This is a genomic window from Streptomyces sp. NPDC046308, from assembly GCF_055588065.1.
Map to the genome: position 1 here is coordinate 163734 of NZ_JBVJFB010000002.1, position 24237 is coordinate 187970.

The 24237-nt window shown below is 70.8% G+C and carries 21 protein-coding genes and 1 riboswitch; of the genes, 4 read left to right on the forward strand and 17 right to left on the reverse strand.

Translation table 11 applies throughout. The annotated features are described in order from the left end of the window. Positions 1-5 precede the first annotated feature (5 nt). From ACZ6JT_RS08200 to ACZ6JT_RS08230, 7 genes are all read right to left on the reverse strand, one after another. Positions 6-1622 carry a GMC oxidoreductase gene (locus ACZ6JT_RS08200; protein ID WP_469208522.1) on the reverse strand — a complete coding sequence of 539 codons (1617 nt, stop codon included), beginning with the start codon at positions 1620-1622 and terminating at the stop codon, positions 6-8. Between the two features lie 202 nt (positions 1623-1824). Continuing rightward, on the reverse strand, positions 1825-2967 hold the full coding sequence (locus tag ACZ6JT_RS08205) for a glycosyltransferase family 4 protein (protein WP_469208524.1): 1143 nt from the start codon (positions 2965-2967) through the stop codon (positions 1825-1827). 23 nt (positions 2968-2990) lie between these two features. Beyond that, positions 2991-4115, reverse strand: coding sequence for a hypothetical protein (locus ACZ6JT_RS08210; protein ID WP_469208526.1), 1125 nt, complete (start codon positions 4113-4115; stop codon positions 2991-2993). 84 nt (positions 4116-4199) lie between these two features. Continuing rightward, positions 4200-5255 (reverse strand): C40 family peptidase, encoded by a 1056-nt coding sequence (locus tag ACZ6JT_RS08215; RefSeq protein ID WP_469208528.1) that lies wholly within the window; start codon positions 5253-5255, stop codon positions 4200-4202. Between the two features lie 221 nt (positions 5256-5476). Continuing rightward, complete coding sequence (locus ACZ6JT_RS08220; protein WP_469208531.1) at positions 5477-6505, reverse strand: C40 family peptidase; 1029 nt, start codon at positions 6503-6505, stop codon at positions 5477-5479. 252 nt (positions 6506-6757) lie between these two features. Next, on the reverse strand, positions 6758-8122 hold the full coding sequence (locus tag ACZ6JT_RS08225; protein WP_469209588.1) for an NYN domain-containing protein: 1365 nt from the start codon (positions 8120-8122) through the stop codon (positions 6758-6760). A 40-nt stretch (positions 8123-8162) separates the two neighbouring features. Further along, the gene (locus tag ACZ6JT_RS08230; protein WP_215027827.1) at positions 8163-8402 is read right to left on the reverse strand and encodes a hypothetical protein; all 240 of its coding nucleotides are present in this window, start codon (positions 8400-8402) and stop codon (positions 8163-8165) included. 146 nt (positions 8403-8548) lie between these two features. Between ACZ6JT_RS08230 and ACZ6JT_RS08235 the strand changes: the two genes are divergently transcribed. Then, on the forward strand, positions 8549-9271 hold the full coding sequence (locus ACZ6JT_RS08235; RefSeq protein WP_469208533.1) for a rhomboid family intramembrane serine protease: 723 nt from the start codon (positions 8549-8551) through the stop codon (positions 9269-9271). Continuing rightward, on the forward strand, positions 9268-9549 hold the full coding sequence (locus ACZ6JT_RS08240; protein WP_008738815.1) for an Lrp/AsnC family transcriptional regulator: 282 nt from the start codon (positions 9268-9270) through the stop codon (positions 9547-9549). The genes ACZ6JT_RS08235 and ACZ6JT_RS08240 overlap by 4 nt, the downstream gene beginning before the upstream one ends. Positions 9550-10157: 608 nt before the next feature. On the opposite strand, the gene ACZ6JT_RS08245 is transcribed toward ACZ6JT_RS08240, so the two are convergent. The 6 genes from ACZ6JT_RS08245 to ctaE all read right to left on the reverse strand — a co-directional run bounded on the left by ACZ6JT_RS08245 (position 10158) and on the right by ctaE (position 17419). Continuing rightward, positions 10158-11543 carry an aminotransferase class V-fold PLP-dependent enzyme gene (locus tag ACZ6JT_RS08245; protein ID WP_469208535.1) on the reverse strand — a complete coding sequence of 462 codons (1386 nt, stop codon included), beginning with the start codon at positions 11541-11543 and terminating at the stop codon, positions 10158-10160. A 257-nt stretch (positions 11544-11800) separates the two neighbouring features. Beyond that, positions 11801-11917, reverse strand: a riboswitch (SAM riboswitch). Positions 11918-12006: 89 nt separating this feature from the next. Next, a complete protein-coding gene (trpD, locus tag ACZ6JT_RS08250) occupies positions 12007-13071 on the reverse strand; it encodes an anthranilate phosphoribosyltransferase (protein WP_469208537.1) in 1065 nt (354 codons plus the stop codon). Between the two features lie 164 nt (positions 13072-13235). Then, a complete protein-coding gene (gene qcrB, locus ACZ6JT_RS08255; protein ID WP_469208539.1) occupies positions 13236-14861 on the reverse strand; it encodes a cytochrome bc1 complex cytochrome b subunit in 1626 nt (541 codons plus the stop codon). Further along, positions 14858-15916: a cytochrome bc1 complex Rieske iron-sulfur subunit gene (gene qcrA / locus ACZ6JT_RS08260; protein ID WP_469208541.1), complete on the reverse strand. Its 1059-nt coding sequence runs from the start codon at positions 15914-15916 to the stop codon at positions 14858-14860. The genes qcrB and qcrA overlap by 4 nt, the downstream gene beginning before the upstream one ends. Next, complete coding sequence (qcrC, locus tag ACZ6JT_RS08265) at positions 15913-16722, reverse strand: cytochrome bc1 complex diheme cytochrome c subunit (protein WP_365478566.1); 810 nt, start codon at positions 16720-16722, stop codon at positions 15913-15915. The genes qcrA and qcrC overlap by 4 nt, the downstream gene beginning before the upstream one ends. A gap of 76 nt (positions 16723-16798) precedes the next feature. Then, positions 16799-17419 (reverse strand): aa3-type cytochrome oxidase subunit III, encoded by a 621-nt coding sequence (gene ctaE, locus ACZ6JT_RS08270; RefSeq protein WP_469208544.1) that lies wholly within the window; start codon positions 17417-17419, stop codon positions 16799-16801. A 199-nt stretch (positions 17420-17618) separates the two neighbouring features. Between ctaE and ACZ6JT_RS08275 the strand changes: the two genes are divergently transcribed. Beyond that, entirely contained in the window at positions 17619-18023 is a 405-nt protein-coding gene (locus ACZ6JT_RS08275; protein ID WP_365478563.1) for a hypothetical protein, read from the forward strand. A 51-nt stretch (positions 18024-18074) separates the two neighbouring features. On the opposite strand, the gene ACZ6JT_RS08280 is transcribed toward ACZ6JT_RS08275, so the two are convergent. From ACZ6JT_RS08280 to ctaC, 4 genes are all read right to left on the reverse strand, one after another. Continuing rightward, positions 18075-19322: a L,D-transpeptidase gene (locus ACZ6JT_RS08280; RefSeq protein ID WP_469208546.1), complete on the reverse strand. Its 1248-nt coding sequence runs from the start codon at positions 19320-19322 to the stop codon at positions 18075-18077. 127 nt (positions 19323-19449) lie between these two features. Next, the gene (locus ACZ6JT_RS08285) at positions 19450-19848 is read right to left on the reverse strand and encodes a cytochrome c oxidase subunit 4 (RefSeq protein ID WP_376620148.1); all 399 of its coding nucleotides are present in this window, start codon (positions 19846-19848) and stop codon (positions 19450-19452) included. Continuing rightward, a complete protein-coding gene (gene ctaD / locus ACZ6JT_RS08290) occupies positions 19845-21581 on the reverse strand; it encodes an aa3-type cytochrome oxidase subunit I (protein ID WP_388834943.1) in 1737 nt (578 codons plus the stop codon). Before ctaD ends, ACZ6JT_RS08285 begins: the two co-directional genes overlap by 4 nt. Beyond that, on the reverse strand, positions 21578-22549 hold the full coding sequence (gene ctaC, locus ACZ6JT_RS08295) for an aa3-type cytochrome oxidase subunit II (protein ID WP_469208548.1): 972 nt from the start codon (positions 22547-22549) through the stop codon (positions 21578-21580). The genes ctaD and ctaC overlap by 4 nt, the downstream gene beginning before the upstream one ends. Before the next feature lie 291 nt (positions 22550-22840). Between ctaC and ACZ6JT_RS08300 the strand changes: the two genes are divergently transcribed. Then, positions 22841-24220 carry an aminotransferase class V-fold PLP-dependent enzyme gene (locus tag ACZ6JT_RS08300; RefSeq protein ID WP_469208550.1) on the forward strand — a complete coding sequence of 460 codons (1380 nt, stop codon included), beginning with the start codon at positions 22841-22843 and terminating at the stop codon, positions 24218-24220. The last annotated feature ends 17 nt before the right edge of the window (positions 24221-24237 follow it).

Consider the following 24237-nt stretch of genomic DNA (forward strand, 5'->3'; position numbering starts at 1 on the left):
CCCGGTCAGCGGGGGTCCTCGGCGAGGATCCTGGCCATGTTCCGCTCCGCGAGGGCGGTGATGGTCACGAAGGGGTTCACGCCGAGCGACCCGGGGATCAGGGAGCCGTCCACCACGTACAGCCCCTGGTACCCCTTCGCCCGCCCGTACGCGTCGGTGGCGTCGCCGAGCACGCAGCCGCCGAGCGGGTGGTAGGTGAAGTTGTCGGCGAAGGCCCTGTTGCCGCCGAAGAGGTCGTACCGGTACATCGTGAAGTTCCGCCGGTTGACGCGGTCGAAGAGGTTCCTGGCCGCGTTGACCGAGGGCGCGTTCTGGTCCCTGCGCCAGTTGAGGCGGGCCGAGTCGGTGGCGGCGTCGTAGGTGAAGTGCCCGCGCTCCGGGTTCTTCGTGATGGCCAGGTACATCGAGATCCAGTGCTCCAGCCCCATGGGGAGCGGGGCGATCTCGGCGAAGACCGGGTTGGCGGCGTTGTCCCAGTCGTCGATGCCCAGGGCGGGCATGGTGGCCTGGTTGGCGCCGACCGTGTCCCAGAGGTGGTTGGCCCGGGCGGTCATGATGTTGCCGTTGGGGCCCCAGCCGCGCCCGACCGCGGCGTCGAGCGCGGGCAGCGTGCCGCTCTCGCGGGCCCGCAGCAGGATCTCGGTGGTGCCGAGACTGCCCGCCCCCAGGAACAGCTGCCGGCAGCCGAGTTCGCGGACCTGGGTGACCCGTCCGGTGACGTCGCTGGTCCGCACGGTCAGCACGTAGCCCCCGGCGGGGTCCTGCCGTACGCCGACCACGCGCTGCATGGTCTCGATGGTGACGTTGCCGGTGCCGAGGGCGGCCGCGAGGTAGGTCTTGTCGACGCTCTTCTTCCCGTGGTTGTTGCCGTAGATGACCTCACCGGCCAGCGCCGACCGGGGGACGGCGCCGGCCGCCTCGCGCTTCATGTACGCGAAGTCGTAGACGTTGGGCACGAAGACGGTCTTCAGGCCGGTGTTCTGGGCGTGCTTGCGGGAGATCCGGGCGAAGCGGTACCACTCCGTGGACTCGAACCAGGCCGGGTCGATGTCGTTGACGCCGAGCATGGCGCGGGCCCGGGGGTAGTACGTGCCGTACATCTCGTCGGCGTCGACCTGTGGCAGCACCTCGGAGAAGTACGAGCGCCGGGGGGTCGGCGCCATGCCGCCGTTGACCAGCGACCCTCCGCCGACGCCGCGGCCCACGTACACGGACATGTCGCCGAAGTTCACCCGGTCCAGCACTCCCGGGTAAGGGCTGATGTCGCGGTTGACCACGTCGAGCCAGAGGAACTGGGCGAGCGGGGCTTCGGTGCGGGTGCGGAACCACATGGAGCGGTGGTCGGGCGCGGAGGTGGAGGGGAAGACCTTGCCGTCGGGCCCAGGCCCGTCCCAGAGCCGGCCCATCTCGAGGACGACGGTCCGCACGCCGGCCTGCCCGAGCCGCAGGGCGGCGACGGCGGAGCCGTAGCCGGAGCCGACGACGATGGCGGGGGCGTACTGGGCCGCGGCGGGTTCGACGGCGGCGGCGGAGGCCGCGCCGATCCGTGTGAAACCGAGCGCGGAGGCGGTCGAGAGGGCGCCGAGCCCCAGGAGGTGACGGCGCGTCAGATTGGGTGTCATGGCCGCATCATGGGCGGAATCCGGCCGTCCGCCCAGACGCGGTATTGACAGACATCCGAGGAACAGTCAGACGTGGCTGCGCAGCCCCCCGGCAGCGGCGATACCCGGCCTCGCCGGCGTTTGAGGCGCTGGGGGTACCCCCAGCGGTGGCTGGGGGAGGGTCCGGGGGCCGGCCCCCGGCAGCGGCGCCGCACACGGCCCGTTACAGCAGCTCGCGCAGGCGGTCCGCCAGGAGGTCCCAGCGCCACTTCTCCTCGACCCACTCCCGGCCACGCTCGCCCATCCGGCGGCGGAGCTCCGGATCCTTCAGCAGGGTGACGATCCGGTCCGCCGCCTCCTCGGGGGACCCGCCCCGCACGACCCAGCCCGTCTCCCCGTCCAGCACCGCGTCCGGCGCCCCGCCGGAGTCGCCCGCGATCACCGGCAGACCCGTGGCCGAGGCCTCCAGGTAGACGATGCCGAGCCCCTCCACGTCCAGCCCGCCCCGCCGGGTCCGGCACGGCATCGCGAAGACGTCGCCCGCGCCGTAGTGGGCGGGCAGTTCGGACCACGGGACCGCCCCCGTGAAGACCACCGAGTCCGCGACCCCGGTGGAGACCGCGAGCGCCCGCAGGTCCCCCTCGTACGGCCCGCCGCCCACGATCAGCAGCACCGCGTCCGGCACCGCCGCCAGGATCCGCGGCATCGCCTCGATCAGCGTGTCCTGCCCCTTGCGGGGAACGAGGCGCGAGACGCAGACGACCACCGGGCGGTCGGTCAGCCCGAGCCGCGCCCGGACCTCCGCCCCGCCCGATTCCGGGTGGAAGGTCTTCTCGTCCACCCCCGGCGGGAGTTGCACCATCCGGGCCGCCGCCCGCCCCGTCACCGCCGAGGCGATCCGCGAGCGCGTGTACTCCCCCAGGTAGGTCAGCGTGTCCGTGCCCTCGCCGATGCGCCGCAGCAGCTGCCGCGCCGCCGGCAGCTGGGCCCAGCCCGCCTCGTGCCCGTGCGTGGTTGCCACGATCCGCCGGGCGCCCGCGCGCCGCAGCGCCGGGCCCATCAGACCGAGCGGGGCCGCCGCGCCGAACCACACGGACTCGCAGCCGTGTTCGCGCAGCAGGCCCACCGCCCGCCGCGTCACGCGCGGGGTGGGCAGCAGCATCGTCGTACGGTCGCGGACCACCTGGAAGGGCTGCTCCGCGTCGAAGGCGGCGGTGGCCTCGCGGCCCTCCGCGCCGTGCTTCCACGTGGAGGCGTAGACGACGATCCGGTCGGGATCCAGCCTCAGCGCCATGTTGTGCAGGAAGGCCTGGATGCCGCCGGGTCGCGGCGGGAAGTCGTTGGTCACGATCAGCGTCTTGTGCATCGCTGCCAACGTACCGGACGCCCTCAGCGGAACTGCTCCCGCAGGGCCTCCTGCCACTCCTTCGTCAGCCCGGCCGGGTCCGTCCTCAGCGCCTCGCGCAGCGCCGTAGGCCACGGCTCGCGCCCGGCCTTCTCGTACAGGTCCACGAGCGCCGCCCCGCCCCACCGGTCCGCGATGAGCCGGCAGGCCAGCCACGCCCCCTCGTACGCCCGGGCCAGCGCCTCCGGTTCGCCGCCGAAGGCGAAGTCCTCCGTCCGGGGCAGCCCGGCCGGCACCTCGCCGCGCCGTACCGCCCGGGCCAGCGCCGGGGCGCCCTGCTCCGGGGTGGTGGGGGTGCCCCGGTACGCCGCCCAGTCCGCGAAGCCCTCGGAGAGCCACAGCGGGGTCGTGGCGGAGGTCGCCGCCCGGGTGGCCACGTGGGTGACCTCGTGGGTCAGGATGACCCGCCGGCCCGCCTCGCCGAGCTCGGCGTACCCCTCCGGGTTGATCACCACCCGGTCCGCGGGGGCCGGCCCGGCGCCCGCCCGGCCGGTGGTGACGGCGCCCATGCCCCGGTACGCGTCGGCGGGCCGGCCGAGCAGCTGCGCCATCCGCTCCAGGGACCCGGGGACCAGCACCACCACCCGTCCGGCCCAGGGCCGGGGCCAGGCGGCGCTCGCCGCGGGAACCGCCCGGTCCGCCTCGGCGGCGATCGCGGCCAGCGCCTCGGCGGACTGACCGGCGCCGCCCAGGACCAGGGAGTGCGTTCCGCGGACCACCGACACCGGCCCCTGGTCCCACAGCTGCGGCAGCGCTCCCGGCGCGGGCCGGTCGGCGCGCACCCGCCAGGGGCCGCCGCCCGCCGCGCGTTCGAGTTCCAGCTCGCGCCCCGAGCCGCCCGGGGCCGTGTCGTAGCCGGTCAGCCGGTAGCGCAGCTCGGCCCGTACGAGGGCCCGTGCGCCGTCGCGGTGCACCGAGGCGACCTCGTACGCCCAGCCGTCGAGCGGGATCCCGGAAAGCCTCTCGGGCGGCACCCGCGACCAGTCGGCCACGGCCGCGCGGACGTCGCGCCCGGTCGTGTCGGCCGGCCGCGCCGCGCAGCCGGCGAGCAGCACGCACAGCAGCGGCAGCAGCGGCAGGACACGGACGAGACGGCGGACCGGGAGCATCCGCCGATCGTACGCACGGTCCGGGTGACGGGCCCCCGGCCGGGGTCGGGGCAAGCGGCGCGGGCGGGGCCCGGCGGACAGCCGTCAGGGGCGGGTCACCGAGGACACGGGCATCATCCCGACGGGGTCGTAGCGCACCCGGGCCCCGGGGTACGGGGCGTGCACGACCTGGCCGTTGCCGACGTACATGCCGACGTGGCTGGCGTCCGAGCGGTACGTCACGAGGTCGCCGGGGCGGGCCTGCGACAGGGGCACCTGCCGTCCGGCGTGCCGCTGGGCCTGCGAGGTGCGGGGCAGGGAGACCCCCGCCTGCCGGTACGACCAGACCATCAGGCCGGAGCAGTCGAAGCCGGAGGGACCGGTGGAGCCCCACACGTAGGGGCGGCCGACCGCCGAGCGGGCCGCCATCACGGCGGCCGCGGCGCGCCCGGACGACGGGCCGAAGGAGGGCAGGTCGGGCAGGACGTCGGCGCGGCCGGCGGAGCGCGAGGAGCGCTCGAAGTCGGCCCGCTCCTCGGACGGCATGGCGTTGAGCAGCCGCCGGGCGGCGGCGAGCTTCGCGGTGACGGAGCGCTTGTGCCGGGCCACGTCGGAGCGCAGGGCGTCGAGTTCGGCGAGCTTGCGGGAGGCCTCGCGGCGCTCCTGGCCGAGCCGGCGCTGTTCCTCTCGGAGTTCGTCGAGCTGCCGGGCCTGACGGCTGGTCAGCCGGTCCAGGGCGGCGGCCTGCGCCAGGTAGGCGTCGGGGTCCTCGGCCAGCATCAGGCCGACGGCGGGGTCGATGCCGCCGCTGCGGTACTGGGCCCCGGCGAAGGTACCGAGGACGCCCCGCATGGTGTTGATGCGCTCCTGGCCGCGGGCCACCGCGTCCTGGGCCCGGTTGACCTCGGCGCGCAGCCGGTCGGCCTTCTCCCCGGCCTCGTTGAACTGCTCGGTGGCCTGCTCGGCCTCTTCGAAGAGCTTGTCGACCTGGGCGCTGACTCCGGTCCTCGCCGCGCCGCCGGGCTCGTACGGGAGGCCGGGGGCGGCGCCGGCGGGTGCGCCCGTCATGGCGACCGCGGCCGTGGCCGCGGCGGCGGTGAGGACGGTGACCTTCGCGTTCCGGTCGAGGCTGCCGAGCCCGCTCCGGCGATGGGACGCCACGTGAAACCGCTCCCTTCCGCTGTGTGTGGCCCGGGTCCGCCCCCCGTGGACGGCCTTGTGCCGGGTTCCGCGCTGGCAGACAGTAGCCGGACGCTCACACGCCGACCAACGACCGTCGGAGGGCACACACGGCGGCGCCCCGCAGGAGACGCAGGTCACCGGCGGGGCGTGGGGTCGCGAAGGGGCCGCGGAATTCGCCCGGATGGGCGGTGTGCGGCGCGTCAGCCGATGCGGACGCCGAACTGGAACGGCATGTTGTCCATCGACTCGTACTTGATGCCGCCGCGCGGGTTGGAGGCGTGCAGCGTCATGTTGTTGCCGGCGTACAGGCCGACGTGGTGCAGGTCCCCGTAGAAGAAGACCAGGTCACCGGGCTGCAGCTGACTGCGGCCGATACGGGTGCCGTCGTTGGCCTGGGTGTAGGTGACGCGGCTGATGTTGACACCGGCCTGCTTGTACGCCCACTGGGTCAGCCCGGAGCAGTCGAAGACGTTGGGGCCGGTGCCGCCGGACTGGTAGGTGAAGCCCAGCTTGGTCTTCGCGGCCTCGAGTGCGGCTCCGGCGCGGCCGGAGGCCTTCACGTTGCCGAGGTCGACGCGCTGGCCGTCGGCGCGGCTGGCGCGCGACTCGTCGTCCTTGATGGCCGCGCGCTCCTGCGCGGTCAGGGTGTTGAGCAGGGCCTGGGCCGCGGCGAGCTTGTCGGTGGAGACCTTCTTCTTCTCGGCCAGCTCCTTGCGGGTGGCGTCGAGGTCGGCGAGCTTGCCGGCGGCCTCCTGGCGCTGCTGCGCGAGGCTGCGCTGCTTGGCCTGGATCTTCTGGACCGCCTCGACCTGCTTGCCGCTCAAGTGCTCGAGGGAGGAGGCCTTGTCGAGGTAGCTGTCGGGGTCCTCGGAGAGGAGGAGGGCGAGGGAGGGATCGATGCCGCCGTTGCGGTACTGGGCGCTGGCCATCGAACCGAGGGTGCTGCGCAGCTCGTTGAGGTCGCCCTGGCCGCGCGCGACCTGGTCCTGGAGCTGGGCTATCTCCTTCTCCAGCGTCTCCTGGCGCTCCTTGGCCCCGTTGAACTTCTCGGTGGCCTGCTCCGCCTCTTCGTAGAGGGCGTCGACCTGGGTCTTGACCTCGTCCTTGGTCGGCTTCGCGGGGGCGGCGGAGGCGCTCTGGGAGGTGAGGGCGACCACGGCCGCCGCGGTGGCGCCGAGCACGGTCACACGAGTGCGGTTCGGCTGCTTGGGTCGACGGTGGGACGCCACGGAGGCGAGCTCCTTCTTCCTAGAGCCGCCGAAGAACGCAACTCGGCAGCACCTTCGCCGCCACTCCGAATGAGTGATCCACCGCACGAAGGTTTGAACGCACACTAGTGACCTTGCTGTGATCAGTTCAAATCCCGTCGGGAAAAAATGCGCTCCCCGACCAGGTTCTTTACCTACAGCGCACGCTCTGTGCAGGGCACTTGACGGTACGTTCGCCAGGGTGCCGGTCAATTCCGGCATTCAGGAGGGGAGTTACGAAACGCGCGAAAGCCGCTTCAGGAGCAAAGCGGACGCCACCGGCCGCGCGCCCGCCTTGGCCACCCCGTCGGCGACCTCCCGGTCGGTGGACACCACGACCACCGGCCGGCCGGGCGGCTCGGCGCGCACCAGCTGGCGGATCAGCTCGTCCGCCGTCACCCCCGCCTTGGAGAACAGCACCCGCACCCCGCGCGGCGGGGCGAGCAGCACCGGGGCGGCCAGCTCCGCGCCGTCGAAGACACAGGTCATCTCCGCGCCCGTCTGCGCGGCCAGCATCGACAGCCCGCCCAGCAGCCGCAGCCGCTGCTTCTCCAGCGGCATCGTCGGATAGCCGGTCTTGGTCACGTTGTAGCCGTCGACCACCAGATGGGCCTGGGGCAGCGCCAACAGCTGGTCCAGCAGCGCCGGATCGGTCTCCGACAGGGCGCGCGCCGCGATGTCCTTCGGCGTCATCCGGCCCGGCTCCACCGCGTCCACGGTGTCCGCCGGGCGCGTGTTCACGGGCGGCAGCGCCAGCTCGCGGCGCAGCCCCTGGGCCGCGTCCAGCACGGTGTCCAGCAGCAGCCGCAACCGCATGTCCTCGATGCTGCGCCCCTCGCGGGTGGCCCGGCGCGAGGTCTCCAGCGCCGCCTCCACCTCCGCGAGGCGGGACTTGAGCCGCCGGCCCTCGCTCTCGGCGGCGGCCACCCGGGCGGCGGCCTCGCCGCGGATCCCGTCGACCTCGGCGGTCAGCTTGCGCAGGGCCGCCTCACCGCGCTTGACGTCGCTGAGCGCGCTGCGCAGCTTGCGCTGAAGCGATTCCGCTTCCTTGCGGGCCGCGTCCAGCTCCACGCGCACGTGCTCACCGCCCGAACGCTGCAGCTCACGGGCGTGGGCCAGCTCCTCGCGCAGCCGCTCCAGCTCGCGCCGGGTCTCCTCGCCGACCCGCTCGGCGTCGGCGCGCTGCGCCTCCTCGCCCGCGGCGGCCACCAGCTTGACCCAGCCGGCCGGCCGCAGGACGAACGCGGCGGCCGCGACGTCCAGCGGATCCGCGGCGGCGGGCGGCGCACCCGACTCCAGGGCCGCGGCCAGCTCGGCCTGCGCCTCGCGCAGCTTCTCGGCGACCCGACCGCGGAACACGGCGTCGGTCTCGACCGCCGTGGCCATGGCGTTGCCCGCGAACTTGGCGCGCCGGGTCGGGGTGAAACGGGCGTACTGGCGCAGCTGCGCCGGCAGGTCCGCGACCGTCAGCGCGCCGAAGGCGTCCGAGACGAGCGCGACGACCCGCCGCCGCACGCCTTCCGGCAGCGGGCGGTCGAGCGCCTCGGCGGCGTCGCCGGCCGCGTCGGCCGGCTCAGCGCCGCTTGCTGGCTCCACAATCCGTCACCCCTACCGTGATCTACCTGCGGGCACGCCTCCGTCAGGAGTCCGCGCCCGGCCTGTCCACGAGCTCGATCTGGTCCACCGCGTTGCACCAGCGGCAGCGGACCGACTCGATGGTCTCATTGACCACCTCGCGCTCCTCGACCTTGGGCTCCCCGGCGAGGTCCAGGTGGACGTACTCGACGACCTTCGACGAACGGGTGACGTCGAAGCGCGTGAGGTTGCCGCACAGGGTGCAGCGCCACCGGGTGGTGTCGGTCGGCTGGGGAACCGTCATCAGGCCGCTCTCTCCTTCGTAGCTGATTCAATTAAAGCCGTCCGCGCCGCCGTCTGCGCGAGTCTTCACCGGCCGGCGGACCGCAGCTCGTAACCCTACGGCCTGCCACCGCCTCAGGTGGGTCTCGTTGCGTCATGCTCTGTCACATGATCGTAAGGTGGCGGGCCCTACGCGAGGCCGCCCGGGGACCGGTGGTCACCCATGCGCTGATCGCGGGCTGCGGTGTGGTGTTCGTACTCGGCCCCGCCTCGGGCCTGAACCCGGTCTACGGGACGGGCGACGAGCTGCTGGCCGCCGGGACCGCGTACTTCCGGCGCTGGGGCGTGGTCCCGGACGAGCTCTTCACGGGCACCCCGCGCGCCTGGCTGACCCCGCTGACGGCGCTGTTCGTCCACGGCAGCTGGCTGCACCTGCTCGGGAACATGCTCTTCCTCCACGTCTTCGGGGCGATGGCGGAGGAACGGATGGGCCGCCCCGGGTTCCTCGTCTTCTACCTCTGTACGGGGTACGTGGCGCTGGCGGCGTACGCGGCGGCCAACGCCGGGTCCGCGCAGACCCTGGTGGGGGCGTCCGGAGCCATCTCGGCGGTGCTGGGCGCCTTCCTCTACCTGCTCCCGCGGGCGCGGGTGACGAGCCTGTTCCCCTTCCTGTTCTTCCTGCCGCTGCGGTTCCCGGCGTGGCTCGTGCTGCTGTTCTGGTTCGCCCTCCAAGGGGTCGCCGCGCAGCGGGCGGACAGCGGCCCCGGGGTCGCCTACCTGGCCCATCTGGTGGGCTTCTCGGTCGGCTTCCTCTACGCGTGGGCCCGTTATCGGGGTGCGACTAGAGTGAGGCGACCAGCGACGGCCACCGAGGGAGACAGCCAGCCGTGATCACCGCGATCGTGCTCATCAAGACCAGCGTGGACCGCATCCCCGAGATCGCCGAGTCGATCGCCGCGCTGGACAGCGTCAGCGAGGTCTACTCCGTCACGGGGACGTACGACCTGATCGCGCTGGTCCGCGTGGCCCGCCACGAGAACCTGGCGGACATCATCCCGGGCCGCATCAGCAAGATCCCGGGCGTCGAGGCGACGGACACCCACGTCGCGTTCCGCACGTACTCGCAGCACGACCTGGAGGCGGCGTTCGCGATCGGCCTCGACGCTTAGCGCTGTGCCGTGCGGGTATCGGGCCGCCGAGTAGCCCCGGCCTCGACGCCTGCGGCGGGCTGGGCGGGTATCGGGCGCCGCGTAGCCCCGGCTTCGCGACGCCTCAAACGCCGGCGGGGCTGGGTTTGGTGCCCCCGAGCAGTGGCGTGAGCCGTCGGGCCGACCGCGGGGTCCCTCCGGGACGACTCCTCGTCGTCGCGCCTGCGGGCCCATCACGGCCGTGAGGGCGGTTGCGCGCTCCTCCTGCGGGGACGCCCCTGCGCGCCCCCGCTCCCCCGCGCCGGCCGTGGGGTGGGGACACGGTGGAGTGTCCCCGCAGGAGGAGCGCGCAACCGCCCTCACCCGTCGCAGCGATCCCCGCAGGCGCGACGACGAGGAGACATTCCGCCGGGGCACCACCCCACCCTGCCGCGCCGACCGCAGGTCACCCCGCCGGGGCACCACCCCAGACCTGCCGAGCGGACCGCAGGTCACCCCGCCGGGGCACCGCCCCAGACCTGCCGAGCCGACCGCAGGTCACCCCGCCGGGGCACCGCCCCAGACCTGCCGAGCCGACCGCAGGTGACACCGCCGGGGCACCGCCCCAGACCTGCCGAGCGGACCGCAGGTCACACCGCCGGGACGCAGCGGCCTTCCTCCGTGCGGTACTGCCACTTGGCTCCGGAGGTGACCAGTTCCTTCACCGCGCCGACGAAGCGCTCGACGTGCTCGTCGGGGGTGCCCGCGCCGAAGCTGACGCGGATCGCGTTCAGGGAGCTCTCCCCCGCGGCGGCCTCCGGGGCTCCGCATTCGCCCTGCGCCTGCGGCTCGCTGCCGAGCAGGGTGCGGACCAGTGGGTGGGCGCAGAACAGGCCGTCGCGGACGCCGATCCCGTACTCCGCTGACAGCGCGGCGGCGAAGTGGGAGCTGTTCCAGCCGTCCACGACGAAGGAGATGACGCCGACGCGCGGGGCGTCGTCGCCGAAGAGGGACAGGACGCGGACCGCCGGGACCTCGGCGAGGCCGTCGCGGACCTTCGCGATGAGGTGCTGCTCGCGGGCGACCAGGTCGTCGAAGCCGGCCTCGGTCAGGGCCCGGCAGGCGGAGGCGATGGAGTAGACGCCGATGACGTTCGGGGAGCCGGCCTCGTGGCGGGCGGCCGTGGTGTGCCACTCGACGTCCACGCCGCCGTCCTCGCGCCGGGCCACCTTGCGGGAGGCGCCGCCGCCCGCCAGGTACGGCTCGGCCTGCTGGAGCCAGTCCGCGCGGCCGGCGAGCACGCCCGAGCCGAAGGGCGCGTAGAGCTTGTGTCCGGAGAAGGCGACCCAGTCCACGTCCAGGTCCCGGACCGAGACGGGGTGGTGCGGGGCCAGCTGGGCGGCGTCCAGGACGATCCGTGCGCCGTGGGCGTGCGCGGCGGCGGCGAGTTCCTTCACCGGCCACAGTTCACCGGTGACGTTGGACGCCCCGGTGACGCAGACCAGGGCCGGCCCATAGGGCTCCCGGTCGGCGAGGGCCCGCTCCAGGGTGGCGACGGCCTCGTCCGGGGTGCGGGGGGCGTTGAGGTAGGTGACCTGCGCGTTCGTCCAGGGCAGCAGCGAGGCGTGGTGCTCGGTCTCGAAGACGAAGACCTGGCAGTCGGCGGGGAGCACGGCGGCGAGGAGGTTCAGCGAGTCGGTGGTGGACCGGGTGAAGACCACCTGGTCGCCGGGGCGGCAGTCGAGGAACTCGGCGACCGTGACGCGGCTCTGCTCGAAGAGGTCGGTGGAGAGCTGCGAGAGGTACCCGGCGCCGCGGTGCACGCTGCCGTAGTACGGGGCGTAGGCGGCCACGTCGTCCCAGACCCGCTGGAGCGCCGGGGCACTGGCGGCGTAGTCCAGGGCCGCGTAGGTGACCTCGCCGCCGGTGACGAGCGGGACGGTGACGTCCCGGCCGAGCACCGGCAGCGGCTCGGCACAGGCGGGGCCCTCGGCGGTGGCGACGGGGGTGGCGACGGCGTTCAGGAATGCGGACATGGCGGTATCTCCCGGCAGGCAGGGCTGAATGGCTTCGGAGTGCCCGTACGCGGGTACGGCCGTGCGGCCGTCCTGGGGTCCCACGGACGGAGTCCGGAGGCGGTACGGGAGAGCCCTCGGGCCGGACCGGAACGGTCGGCGGGGGTACACGGAAGTGACCCTGATCCGAGGGGTGAAGTAGGGGCGGAGTCGCCCTATCGCATTCGCTTGCTCACGGAAAACGCTCCTCGAGAAGACCAGGACCCCTGGTTTCGAGGGATCCGCGCTTGCCGTAGGCCTTGCTGCCTACGACCTGGTCATCACCCGGGGCACCCCGCCACGGAAGGAGGGTTGCCGGACAGCAAGCCGGGGCCTGAACGCTGTCACTCGTGACCTGGTCAGCATCCTGCCACAAGATCCCCCGCGCGCAAGACCCCGGTCCGCATGGTGGACCGGGGCCTTGGCTCGATTCGGCCGGTGGTGGTCAGGCGTTGCTCGCCGCCACCCAGCGCTCCAGCGCCGCGCGCGCCGCGCCCGAGTCGATGGACTCCGCCGCGCGCACCAGCCCGGCGGCGAGCTGCTCCTCCAGCGTGCCCGTACCGGGGTCCAGGGCGACCAGGGCGGCCGCCGAGTTCAGCAGTACGGCCTCGCGGACCGGGCCGGTCTCCCCGGCCAGCAGGCGGCGGGCCACGTCCGCGTTGTACGAGGGGTCGCCGCCGGCCAGTGCCGAGACCTCGACCAGGCCGATGCCGATGTCGCGCGGGTCGAAGGACTGCTCCGAGACCTTGCCGTCGCGGACCCACCAGATGCGCGAAGTGGCCGTCGTGGTCAGTTCGTCCAGGCCGTCGTCCCCGCGGAAGACCAGCGCGGACGAGCCCCGCTCGGCGAGGACGCCCGCGATGATCGGGGCCATCCGGGGGTCGGCCACGCCGGTCGCCTGGGAGCGCACCCGGGCCGGGTTGGTCAGCGGGCCCAGCGCGTTGAAGAACGTCCGGATACCCAGCTCCTTGCGGGCCGCGGCCACATGGCGCAGCGCCGGGTGGAACTTCACCGCGAAGCAGAAGGTGATGCCGGCCTCCTCGGCGACCTCCACGACCCGTTCCCGGCTCAGGTTGAGGTTCACCCCGAGCTTTTCCAGGACGTCCGAAGAGCCGCTCGCGGAGGAGGCGGCCCGGTTCCCGTGCTTGACGACCTTGGCACCGGTTCCGGCCACCACGACCGCCGACATCGTCGAGATGTTCACCGTCTTGGCCCCGTCGCCGCCCGTGCCGACGATGTCCACCGTCCGGCCCGGGACCTCGATCAGGTTGGCGTGCTCGTACATCGCCCGTACGAGGCCGTTGATCTCCGCGACCGTCTCCCCCTTCGCCCGCAGCGCGACGGTGAAGCCGGCGATCTGGGCGTCGGTGGCCTCCCCCCGCATGATCCGGTCCATGGCCCAGGCGGTGTCGTCGGCGCGCAGGTCCTGGCCGGTCAGCAGGGCCTCGAGGACGCCCGGCCAGCCACGGGCCGCCACGCTGTCGCCGCCTGCCGGGGTCACAACGTTCATGGTCCGCTCCTGCTGGTCGTCAAGGTGTCCACGTCGAATGGGAGGGCTCCAGCCTATCCAGCCCCGGAGACGGCAAAGAGCCCCGTCCGGACACTGGACGGGGCTCTCACCGTGGCGACACCGGAACTGACCGAAATCAGTCCCTCATACGGTCGTGCAGGGGATCAGTGGTGGCCGTGGCCGGCCTGGATCTCCTTGTACTCCTCCACCGTGGGCTTCGGAATCTGGTTGTTCTCGGCGTAGAAGCCCTTGCTGAGCTTCGCGCGGAGCTTCTCCGTGGTCTTCACCTTGCGCTCGACACCGTTCTCGTCGACCGTCGGGCCGATCTCGATCGGCTTGTACTGCTCGTGCGCGGTCAGCTTGTGCAGCTGGCCGGCCGGGAGCGGCTCGTGGACCTCGACGAACTCACCGTGCGGCAGACGCTTGATGATGCCGGTCTCGCGACCGTGCAGCACCTTGTCGTGGTCCCGGCGCTGGAGGCCGAGGCAGATCCGCTTGGTGACGATGAAGGCGAGGACCGGGACGACGAAGAAGCCGATCCGGACGAACCAGGTGATCGAGTTGATCGACAGGTGGAAGTACTGGGCGAACATGTCGTTGCCACCGCCGATGAGGAGCACGATGTACTCCGCGATCCAGGCGACACCGAAGGCCGTACGGGTCGGGACGTTGCGCGGGCGGTCCAGGATGTGGTGCTCGCGCTTGTCGCCGGTGACCCAGGACTCGATGAACGGCCAGACGGCGATCGCACCCAGCACCAGCGGGAAGAGCAGCAGCGGGATGAACACGCCCAGGACGAGCGTGTGGCCCCACAGGTTGATCTCCCAGCCGGGCATGGCACGGATCAGGCCTTCCGGCATGCCCATGTACCAGTCGGGCTGCGCACCGGTGGACACGTGGTCCGGGCGGTACGGGCCGAGCGCCCAGATCGGGTTGATCGAGGCGATGGCCGCGACGGCCGCGATGACACCGAAGACCAGGAAGAAGAAGCCTCCGGCCTTGGCCATGTAGACCGGCAGCAGCGGCATGCCGACGACGTTGTTGTTCGTCTTGCCGGGACCCGCGAACTGGGTGTGCTTGTGGTAGAAGACCAGGATCAGGTGGGCCACGAGCAGGCCCATCATGATGCCGGGCAGCAGCAGGATGTGCACCGAGTAGAACCGCGCGACGAAGTCGCCGCCCGGGAACTCCCCGCCGAACAGGAACATAGACAGGTACGTGCCGACGACCGGGACGGACAGGATGGCGCCCTGCATGAAGCGGACACCGGTACCCGAGAGCAGGTCGTCCGGCAGCGAGTAACCGGTGAAGCCGGTGAACATGCCGAGGACCAGCAGCAGGAAGCCGAAGATCCAGTTGACCTCACGCGGCTTGCGGAACGCGCCGGTGAAGAAGACGCGCATCATGTGCACGACCATGGCCGCGACGAAGATCAGCGCCGCCCAGTGGTGGATCTGACGGATCAGCAGACCACCGCGGACGTCGAAGCTGATGTCGAGCGTCGAGGCGAAGGCCTCGGACATCATGACGCCCTGCATCGGCACGTACGAGCCGTGGTACACGACCTCGTTCATGCTCGGGTGGAAGAACAGCGTCAGGTACACACCCGTGAGGATGATGATGATGAAGCTGTAGAGGCAGATCTCACCCAGCATGAAGGACCAGTGGTCCGGGAAGATCTTGCGCATGTTGGCCTTGGCCAGGCCGTAGATGCCCAGGCGGCCGTCCGCCCAGTCGGCTACGCGCTCGCCGGCCGGTGCCTTGCGCTCGTTGTTGTCGCTGGTGCTCATCCGCGCTCCCAGAATGCAGGACCGACGGGCTCTTCGAAGTCGCCGAGCGCTTCGAGGAAGCCTTCGTCATTCACGCCGATCCGCAGCTGCGGAAGCGCGTGACCGGCCGGGCCGAAGATGACACGGGCGCCGTCGGAGAGGTCGAAGGTGGACTGGTGGCACGGGCAGAGCACGTGGTGCGTCTGCTGCTCGTACAGGCTGATCGGGCAGCCGACGTGGGTGCAGATCTTGGAGTAGGCGACGATCCCGTCGTGGGACCACTCCAGCTCCTTCTTGTCCTTGATGTCCTCCGGCTTGATCCGGACGATCATCAGGGCGGCCTTGGCGATCTGCGTCTGGAAGTCGTGCTGCTCCTCCTCCAGGCCTTCCGGCCTGACGAAGGTCAGCGACCCGACGAGCACGTCCTCGGGACGCAGCGGCTCGTTCGTGTTGTCGTTGATGAGCAGCTTGCCCTTGGCCCACACGGTCTTGCGCAGCTTCTCCTCGGGCAGCGGGCCCAGGTCGCGCATGATCATGACGGCGGAGAGCGGCAGCATCGCCAGCGCACCGAGCATCGTGTTGCGGATCAGGGGCCGGCGTCCGATGCCGGACTCGTTCGCGCCGTCGCGGAAGTCCTGCAGGACCTGCGCCTTGACCTCCGGCGGAGCGGCGATCTCGTGGCGCTCGGCGGCGACCTCCACGTCGGACATCAGGGTGCGGGCCCAGTGGACCGCGCCCGCGCCGATGCAGAAGAGGGCCGTGCCCAGCGTCATGCCCAGGGCGAAGTTGAGCGCGCTGACCTTCCCGATGGGGAAGATGTAGACGATCTTCTCGACCGGGAAGATCACGTAGGACGCGATGAAGCCGATCGTGGCCAGCATGGACAGCGTGAACAGCATCGCGACGGTGCGCTCGGAGCGCTTCGCCGCCCGCTCGTCGATGTCCTGGATGCGGGGCTTGTGGACCGGCAGGCCCGGGTCGGCGAACGGGTCGTCCGCGACCGCCACGGCACCGTGGTGCGCGTCGCCCTGCTCGCTCGGCAGGTGCTTCTCTTCGGGAATCTCTTGGCTACTCATGACTTCTTGGCCTTAGCGGTGTGGGCCGCGACCCAGACGGCGACAGCGATCAGCGCACCCAGAGCGAAGATCCAGCCGAACAGACCCTCGGACACGGGGCCGAGGCCGCCGAGCTTGAGACCACCGGGGCTGGACGACTTCTCACCGTTCACGTTCTGGAGGTACGCGATGATGTCCTTCTTCTGCTGCTCCGGCATGGTCTGGTCCGGGAAGGAGGGCATGTTCTGCGGGCCGGTGAGCATGGCCTCGTAGACGTGCTTCGGGTCGACGCCCTCGAGGTTGGGGGCGTACTTCCCGTTCGTCAGCGCGCCGCCCTCACCAGTGAAGTTGTGGCACTGCGCGCAGTTGTTGCGGAACAGCTCACCACCCTTGGCGATGTCGGCACCTGCCGGGTCGTACTGCTTTGCGGTCGGCGTGATCGGACCGGCGCCGAGGGACGCGACGTACGCCGCCAGCTGGTCGATCTGCGCCTGGGTGTAGATGACGGGCTTCTTCGGCACCTGGGCGCCGGGCTGCTGGGCGGGCATGCGGCCCGTGCTCACCTGGAAGTCGACGGCCGCGGAGCCGACGCCGACCAGGCTCGGGCCGTCAGAGGAACCCTGACCGCCGGTTCCGTGGCAGCTTGCGCAACCCACGGCGTAGAGCTTCTTGCCCTCCTCGATGGCGAGGGACTGGGCGGTTTCATCGGCCTGCGCCTTGCCCGCGGGGGCGAAGGCGGCGTAAAGCCCCCCAGTGGCCGCCAGCGCGAGGAGTAGAACGACGACCGCCGCCAGCGGATGGCGTCGTCGTGCGGAGAGCTTTTTCACGGATTACCCCGGTGTCAGGATCTTCTGCGTCGGTGTGTCTGGATGGAGTGCCGGGTCTTGCCCGGTGACGTGTTCGCTACTTGATCAGGTAGATCGTGGCGAAGAGGCCGATCCAGACGACATCGACGAAGTGCCAGTAGTAGGACACGACGATGGCCGACGTGGCCTGTTCGTGGGTGAACCTCTTGGCCGCGTACGTCCGGCCGAGGACCAGCAGGAAGGCGATGAGACCGCCCGTCACGTGCAGCCCGTGGAAGCCGGTGGTCAGGTAGAACACCGAGCCGTACGGACCGGACGAGAGGCTCAGGCCCTCGTGCTTGACCAGCTCGGTGTACTCGAACACCTGGCCGCCAATGAAGATCGCACCCATGACGAACGTGATGATGAACCACGTCCTGAGCTTCTTCACGTCACCGCGCTCCGCGGCGAATACGCCGAGCTGGCAGGTGAGGGAGGAAAGCACCAGGATCGTCGTGTTCGTCGCCGAGAAGGGCAGATTCAGGAACTCGGCCTGCTCTGTCCAGTACTCGGGTCCTGTCACGGATCGCAGGGTGAAGTACATCGCGAAGAGGGCCGCGAAGAACATCAGCTCGGAACTCAACCAGATGATGGTTCCGACGCTGACGAGGTTCGGCCGGTTGACCGTCGGGTGCGCGTGCCCGGTATCTACTGTCGTTGCTGTCGCCACGACCGACATTATGTCGGTCGCTTATCCCGCCCTCACCCCGGGGGGTGCCGTTCGGAGTGTCAGGGGCGTGTGCAAGGCCCGAACGGCCCATCAGATCACCCCGGTGGGATGTCCCGTGCACATGTCCGAACCGATGTTGACAGCGCATCGGGAGGAGTAGCATCCCGCGCAACATCAACGTGATTCACGTGACATGTGGAGGAACGAAATGCGGGCGACTGCGCGGGTTCTGGTCTACAGCGACGACGCGGGCACCCGGGAGCAGGTGCGGCTGGCGGCCGGGCGCCGGCCCGCCGCGGACCTGCCGCCGGTGGAGTTCGTGGAGTGCGCGACGCTGCCGGCGGTGCTGACGCAGCTGGACGCGGGCGGCATCGACGCGTGCGTGCTCGACGGCGAGGCGGTGCCGGCCGGGGGCATGGGTGTGTGCCGGCAGATCAAGGACGAGATCTTCCGGTGTCCGCCGGTGCTGCTGCTGATGGGGCGCCCCCAGGACGCCTGGCTGGCCACGTGGAGCCGCGCGGACGCCGCCGTCACCCTTCCGGTGGACCCGGTGGAGTTCGCGGAGGCCCTGGCGGGCGTGCTGCGCTCCCGTCTCTCCTCCTCGGCCGCCTGACGGTGTGCCTGCGGGCCCACGGGTGACCGTGGGCCCGCACAGGCGCTTGCCTCAGACGGTGGGCCGCAGGCGGGCCTGGTCCATCGGGTGGCGGCCTTCCTCGGTGCCCTTGAGCAGCGCGCTGCCCTGACGCCAGTCCTTCCAGTCCATGTTCCAGTCGCCGAAGCCGTTGCCGAAGACGTCCATGTCGTCGCCGATGCTGTTGATCACCTTGACGATGTCGCCCTCGGTGATGTTCTCGTAGAACCAGGCGGCGTTGCCGGTGCTCATGCCGGTGCATCCGTGGCTGACGTTCTCGTAGCCCTGGGAGCCGACGGACCACGGCGCGGCGTGGACGTATTCACCACTCCAGGTGACGCGGGTGGCGTAGTAGACGGGCAGGTTGTAGTACTCACTGCCGCCGATGCCCACGGTGTCGCCGCGCATCTGGACGAAGTACTGCTTGCCCAGCACCACCTTGATCCCGTTGCGGGTGGAGAAACCGGGCTTTCCGGTGGTCACCGGGATGGTGTTGATCACTTCTCCGTTGCGCCGGAACGTGAGGTAGTGCGCGGAGGCGTCGGTGGTGACCTCGACCCGGTCCCCGATCTCCAGCTTCACGGGCTTGGCCGCGACCCCGTGGAGCTCGTCGGTGATCCTGATGCCCTCCAGGTTGCTCCGTACGGAGACGGTGGAGTGGGCGGGCCAGTAGTCCTTGGGCCGGTAGTGGAGGTTCTTGTCGTCCACCCAGTGCCAGGCGCCCTCGACGCCGGCCGGGGCGTCGACGATCAGGCCCCGTTCCACGATGGCGCGGGCGGCCTTGTCCTTGACCGGCTCGCTGAGCTCGGCCGTGAGGGGCTGCCCGACGCCGTATTTGCCCTCCTCCGGGCCGAATTCGACCTTGAGGACCCCCTTGGACGGGGTGGTGTCGAACGTCAGCGTGCGCTGCCCGGGAGCGCCCCGCTCGTCCTCGGTGCTCACGGTGACGGTGTAGCGGACTCCCGAGGCCATCGGGACGGTGCTGTGCCAGCGGTCGCCCTTGGCGCTCAGTTCGCCCGCCAGGCGGCGGCCGTGGCTGTCCACGGCCAGCACGTCGGTGATCCGGCCGCCACCGGCCTTGGCGGTGATCTCGAGGGGCTTGTCGGGGTCCACGGGGCGCCTGCCCGCGGTCTGGTTGAAGGCGACCTGATCGCCCGCGTCGTACGGGCGGGCTGACAGCGGGTTCTTGTCGCCGGACCCGCATGCGGTGGCGCCGGCCCCGAGGGACGCGACCAGCAGGGAGCAGCTGAGTACCGTCCAAAGACGCGGTGAGTGGTTCATGGAGCCAACGCTATGAAGATATGACAATTACGGCGCGCGGGGTGACTGCAAACGAGGGGCCCGGACTCCTCCGAAGAGGTGTCCGGGCCCCAGGTGTGCTCACGCGGCGCGGCCGCGCGGGGTGCTCCTACTGGTTCGCGTTCTCACCGCGGTAGTACTCGTACACCCAGCCCCACAGGCCGATCACGATGATCGGGGCCGAGAAGTACATGAGCCACCAGCCGAAGATGACGCCCATGAAGGCGAGCGCGCCACCGATGGCCAGCGAGAGCGGCTGCCAGCTGTGCGGGGAGAAGAACCCCAGCTCGCCGGCCTCGTCGGCGACGTCGGCCTCCAGGTTGTCCTGGGCCATCTCGTCGACGCGCTTGGCCGTGAAGGCCAGGTAGTAGCCGATCATGACGCTCAGGCCGAAGGCCAGGAAGAGCGCGGTGGTGCCGACGGGCTCCTTCGACCACACGCCGTACACGACGGCCATGATCAGGATGAAGAAGGAGAGCCAGAGGAACATCTTGCCCTGGATCTTCACTTGCCGGCCTCCTTGTCACCGGTGAGCGCCGCGGTGCCGCCGGCGATGTGGTCCTCGAGGTGGTCGAGGGCCGCGATCTCCGGGTGGTGCAGGTCGAACGCCGGGGACTCGGAGCGGATCCGCGGCAGGGTGAGGAAGTTGTGCCGCGGCGGCGGGCAGGAGGTCGCCCACTCGAGCGAACGGCCGTAACCCCACGGGTCGTCGACCTCGACCTTCTTGCCGTACTTGGCCGTCTTCCAGACGTTGTACATGAACGGAAGCATCGACATGCCGAGCAGGAAGGAGCTGATGGTCGAGATCGTGTTCAGCGTGGTGAAGCCGTCGGCCGCGAGGTAGTCCGCGTAACGACGCGGCATGCCCTCGGCGCCCAGCCAGTGCTGCACCAGGAACGTGCCGTGGAAGCCGATGAACAGCGTCCAGAAGGTGATCTTGCCCAGGCGCTCGTCCAGCATCTTGCCCGTGAACTTCGGCCACCAGAAGTGGAAGCCGGCGAACATCGCGAAGACCACGGTGCCGAAGACGACGTAGTGGAAGTGCGCGACGACGAAGTACGAGTCGGAGACGTGGAAGTCCATCGGGGGCGAGGCCAGGATGACGCCGGTCAGACCACCGAAGGTGAAGGTGACCAGGAAGCCGATCGTCCAGAGCATCGGGGTCTCGAAGGACAGCGAACCCTTCCACATGGTGCCGATCCAGTTGAAGAACTTCACACCGGTCGGTACCGCGATCAGGAAGGTCATGAAGGAGAAGAACGGCAGCAGCACACCGCCGGTGACGTACATGTGGTGGGCCCACACGGTCACCGAGAGGCCGGCGATCGCGATCGTCGCGGCGATCAGGCCGATGTAACCGAACATCGGCTTGCGCGAGAAGACCGGAATGATCTCGGAAACGATTCCGAAGAACGGCAGCGCGATGATGTACACCTCTGGGTGTCCGAAGAACCAGAAGAGGTGTTGCCAGAGCAATGCGCCGCCGTTCGCGGCATCGAACACATGCGAACCGAACTTGCGGTCGGCCTCCAGCGCGAAGAGCGCGGCGGCCAGCACCGGGAAGGCGAGCAGGACCAGGACACCGGTCAGCAGCACGTTCCAGGTGAAGATCGGCATGCGGAACATCGTCATGCCGGGTGCGCGCATGCAGATGATCGTGGTGATGAAGTTGACCGAGCCGAGGATCGTGCCGAAGCCGGAGAAGGCCAGACCCATGATCCACATGTCGGCGCCGATGCCCGGCGAGCGGACCGCGTCCGACAGCGGGGAGTAGGCGAACCAGCCGAAGTCGGCGGCGCCGTTCGGCGTCACGAAGCCGGCCACCGCGATGGTCGAGCCGAAGAGGTACAGCCAGTACGCGAACATGTTCAGCCGCGGGAACGCCACGTCGGGCGCACCGATCTGCAGCGGCATGATCCAGTTCGCGAAGCCCGCGAAGAGCGGGGTGGCGAACATCAGCAGCATGATCGTGCCATGCATGGTGAACGCCTGGTTGAACTGCTCGTTCGACATGATCTGCGTACCCGGACGAGCCAGCTCGGCGCGCATGAAGAGCGCCAGCAGACCGCCGATGATGAAGAACACGAACGACGTCAGCAGGTACATCGTGCCGATGGTCTTGTGGTCGGTGGTGGTGAGCCACTTCACGACCACGTTGCCCGGCTGCTTGCGCCGTACCGGCAGCTCGTTCTCGTACGAGTCAGCTGCGGCGGCACCCTGGGATTCGTTGAGGATGCTCACAGTTTGTTCACTTCCGCATTCCGGGCCGGGTCGGTCTGCTGGATGCCGGCGGGCAGGAAGCCGGTCTGGCCCTTCTCGGCCAGCTCCTTCAGGTACGCCTGGTACTTCTCGGGCGAGACCACCTTGACGTTGAAGAGCATCCGGGAGTGGTCGACGCCGCAGAGCTCGGCGCACTTGCCCATGAAGGTGCCCTCTTGGCTCGGGGTGACCTCGAAGACGTTGGTGTGGCCCGGGATGACGTCCTGCTTGAACAGGAAGGGGACCACCCAGAAGGAGTGGATGACGTCGTTGGACGACAGGATGAAGCGGACCTTCTCGCCCTTGGGCAGGACGAGGGTCGGGCCCGGGTTGCCCGTCTGGGGGTTCCGGTCGCCCGGGACGCCCTTCTCGTAGACGCCCTCGGCACCCGCCGGGAAGGCCTTCGTGAAGCGGTCCGGGAGCGAGGAGAGCTCCTTGGGGACCTCGCCCGCCTTCGGGGTCGCCGCGTCGCCGTCCACGTTCTCGACGTAGTTGAAGCCCCAGCTCCACTGGAAGCCGATCACGTTGATCGTGTGCGCCGGCTTGGAGAGGGCGAGGAGCTTCGACTCGTCACGCGCGGTGAAGTAGAAGAGCACCGAGACGATGATGAGCGGGACCACGGTGTACAGCGCCTCGATGGGCATGTTGTACCGGGTCTGCGGGGGGACCTCCACCTTCGTCCGGCTGCGCCGGTGGAAGATGACGCTCCAGATGATCAGGCCCCAGACCAGGATGCCCGTGACGAGCGCGGCCGCCCAGGATCCCTGCCACAGGGAGAGGATGCGCGGCGCCTCCTCGGTTACCGGAGTCGGCATTCCGAGGCGGGGGAAGTTTTTCCATGTATACGAGCAACCAGTGGCGGTCGCCAGGACCACGCCCGCAGTCAGCGCCTGCAGCAGCTTCCGCCGCATCGGGCGCCGCGGCGAGCGGTCGGAGCCGTAGGGACTCACGTAGCGCCTTCCCGAGAGTCTCGGCCCGCGCGGCCGGCCGCGGCCGTGTTCGGGTCGGTCGCCGGCCCTGACGCAGGCAGGGGTTTGGATGTTTATGCGGACCAAACCCTACTGGACGCTATTTGGGGTCGCGCGGGGAGGGTGCCCAACGCGCCGCTACAGCCCCCGAAGGGATGGATCCGCCGTCCGGGGGACGGTGCGAATGGCCCTGAATGGCGGGCTCCGGAGCCCAACTGACGCCCCCTGACCTCGAACGCTCCCGGAGCCACCACCTTGCCTTACGGTGGCCGGATGCCGTACTTCGACAGCGCGTCCGCCGCCCCTCTGCACCCCGTCGCCCGGCAGGCGTTGCAGGCCTCCCTGGACGAGGGCTGGGCCGATCCGGCCAGGCTGTACCGGGAGGGCAGGCGCGCCCGGCTGTTGCTGGACGCGGCACGGGAGGCCGCGGCGGAGGCGGTGGGATGCCGCGCCGACGAGCTCGTGTTCACTCCTTCGGGAACGCACGCGGTTCACACGGGAGTGGCCGGGGCCCTCGCGGGGCGCCGGCGCGTCGGCGGCCATCTGACCGTGTCGGCGGTCGAACACAGTTCTGTACTGCACGCGGCGGCGACCCACGAGGCCCGCGGCGGGACGGTGACCGAGGTACCGGTGGACCGGTACGGCGCGGTGACCGCGGCCGGCTACGCGGACGCGCTCCTCCCGACGACCGCCCTCGCCTGCCTCCAGTCGGCCAATCACGAGGTGGGCACGGTCCAGCCGGTGGCGGAGGTGGCCGAGGTGTGCGCGGCGGCCGGGGTGCCGCTGCTGGTGGACGCGGCGCAGTCGCTGGGCTGGGGCCCGGTGGAGGGCGCCTGGTCGGTCCTGGCGGCGAGCGCCCACAAATGGGGCGGCCCGCCCGGGGTCGGCCTGCTGGCCGTCCGCAAGGGGGTCCGGTTCGCCCCCCAACACCCCTCCGACGAAAGGGAGTCGGGGCGCTCGCCCGGTTTCGCGAACCTCCCCGCGATCGTGGCGGCTGCGGCGTCGCTGCGGGCCGTACGGGCCGAGGCCGACGCGGAGGCGGCCCGGTTGCGGATCCTGGTGGACCGCATCCGGCGGCGGGTGGTGCGGCTGGTCCCGGACGTGGAGGTGGTCGGCGACGCGGAGCGGAGGCTGCCGCACCTGGTCACCTTCTCCTGTCTGTACGTCGACGGGGAGACCCTGCTGCACGAGCTGGACCGGGCGGGCTTCTCGGTCTCCTCGGGCTCCTCGTGCACGAGCTCCACGCTGACCCCCAGTCACGTGCTGGGGGCGATGGGCGTGCTGTCGGAGGGGAACGTACGGGTGTCCCTGCCACCGGGGACCACGGCGGAGGAGGTCAACGCCTTCCTGGAGGTGCTGCCGGGGGCGGTGGCGGGCGTACGGGAGCGGCTGGGTGTGACGGAGGCGCCCGCGGCGGTCCCCGAGGCGGACTCCCTGGAGCTCGACGCGCTCGGCCTGCGGTGCCCCCAGCCGGTGATCGAGCTGGCCCGGGCCATTGTCCGGGTACCGGTGGGCGGCACGGTCACGGTCGTCTCCGACGACGAGGTGGCCCGGCTGGACATCCCGGCGTGGTGCGCGATGCGGGGCCACGACTACCTGGGCGAGTCCCCCCGCCGCGCCGGCACGGCCTACACGGTCCGCCGCCTGCTCTGAGCCGGGCTCCGCCCAGA

Coding starts and splice junctions, on each gene's coding strand:
- ACZ6JT_RS08200 (WP_469208522.1), bottom strand. CDS start 1,622: ATGACACCCAATCTGACGCGCCGTCACCTCCTGGGGCTCGGCGCCCTC.
- ACZ6JT_RS08205 (WP_469208524.1), bottom strand. CDS start 2,967: ATGCACAAGACGCTGATCGTGACCAACGACTTCCCGCCGCGACCCGGC.
- ACZ6JT_RS08210 (WP_469208526.1), bottom strand. CDS start 4,115: ATGCTCCCGGTCCGCCGTCTCGTCCGTGTCCTGCCGCTGCTGCCGCTG.
- ACZ6JT_RS08230 (WP_215027827.1), bottom strand. CDS start 8,402: ATGACGGTTCCCCAGCCGACCGACACCACCCGGTGGCGCTGCACCCTG.
- ACZ6JT_RS08235 (WP_469208533.1), top strand. CDS start 8,549: ATGATCGTAAGGTGGCGGGCCCTACGCGAGGCCGCCCGGGGACCGGTG.
- ACZ6JT_RS08245 (WP_469208535.1), bottom strand. CDS start 11,543: ATGTCCGCATTCCTGAACGCCGTCGCCACCCCCGTCGCCACCGCCGAG.
- trpD (WP_469208537.1), bottom strand. CDS start 13,071: ATGAACGTTGTGACCCCGGCAGGCGGCGACAGCGTGGCGGCCCGTGGC.
- qcrB (WP_469208539.1), bottom strand. CDS start 14,861: ATGAGCACCAGCGACAACAACGAGCGCAAGGCACCGGCCGGCGAGCGC.
- qcrA (WP_469208541.1), bottom strand. CDS start 15,916: ATGAGTAGCCAAGAGATTCCCGAAGAGAAGCACCTGCCGAGCGAGCAG.
- ctaE (WP_469208544.1), bottom strand. CDS start 17,419: ATGTCGGTCGTGGCGACAGCAACGACAGTAGATACCGGGCACGCGCAC.
- ACZ6JT_RS08275 (WP_365478563.1), top strand. CDS start 17,619: ATGCGGGCGACTGCGCGGGTTCTGGTCTACAGCGACGACGCGGGCACC.
- ACZ6JT_RS08280 (WP_469208546.1), bottom strand. CDS start 19,322: ATGAACCACTCACCGCGTCTTTGGACGGTACTCAGCTGCTCCCTGCTG.
- ACZ6JT_RS08300 (WP_469208550.1), top strand. CDS start 22,841: ATGCCGTACTTCGACAGCGCGTCCGCCGCCCCTCTGCACCCCGTCGCC.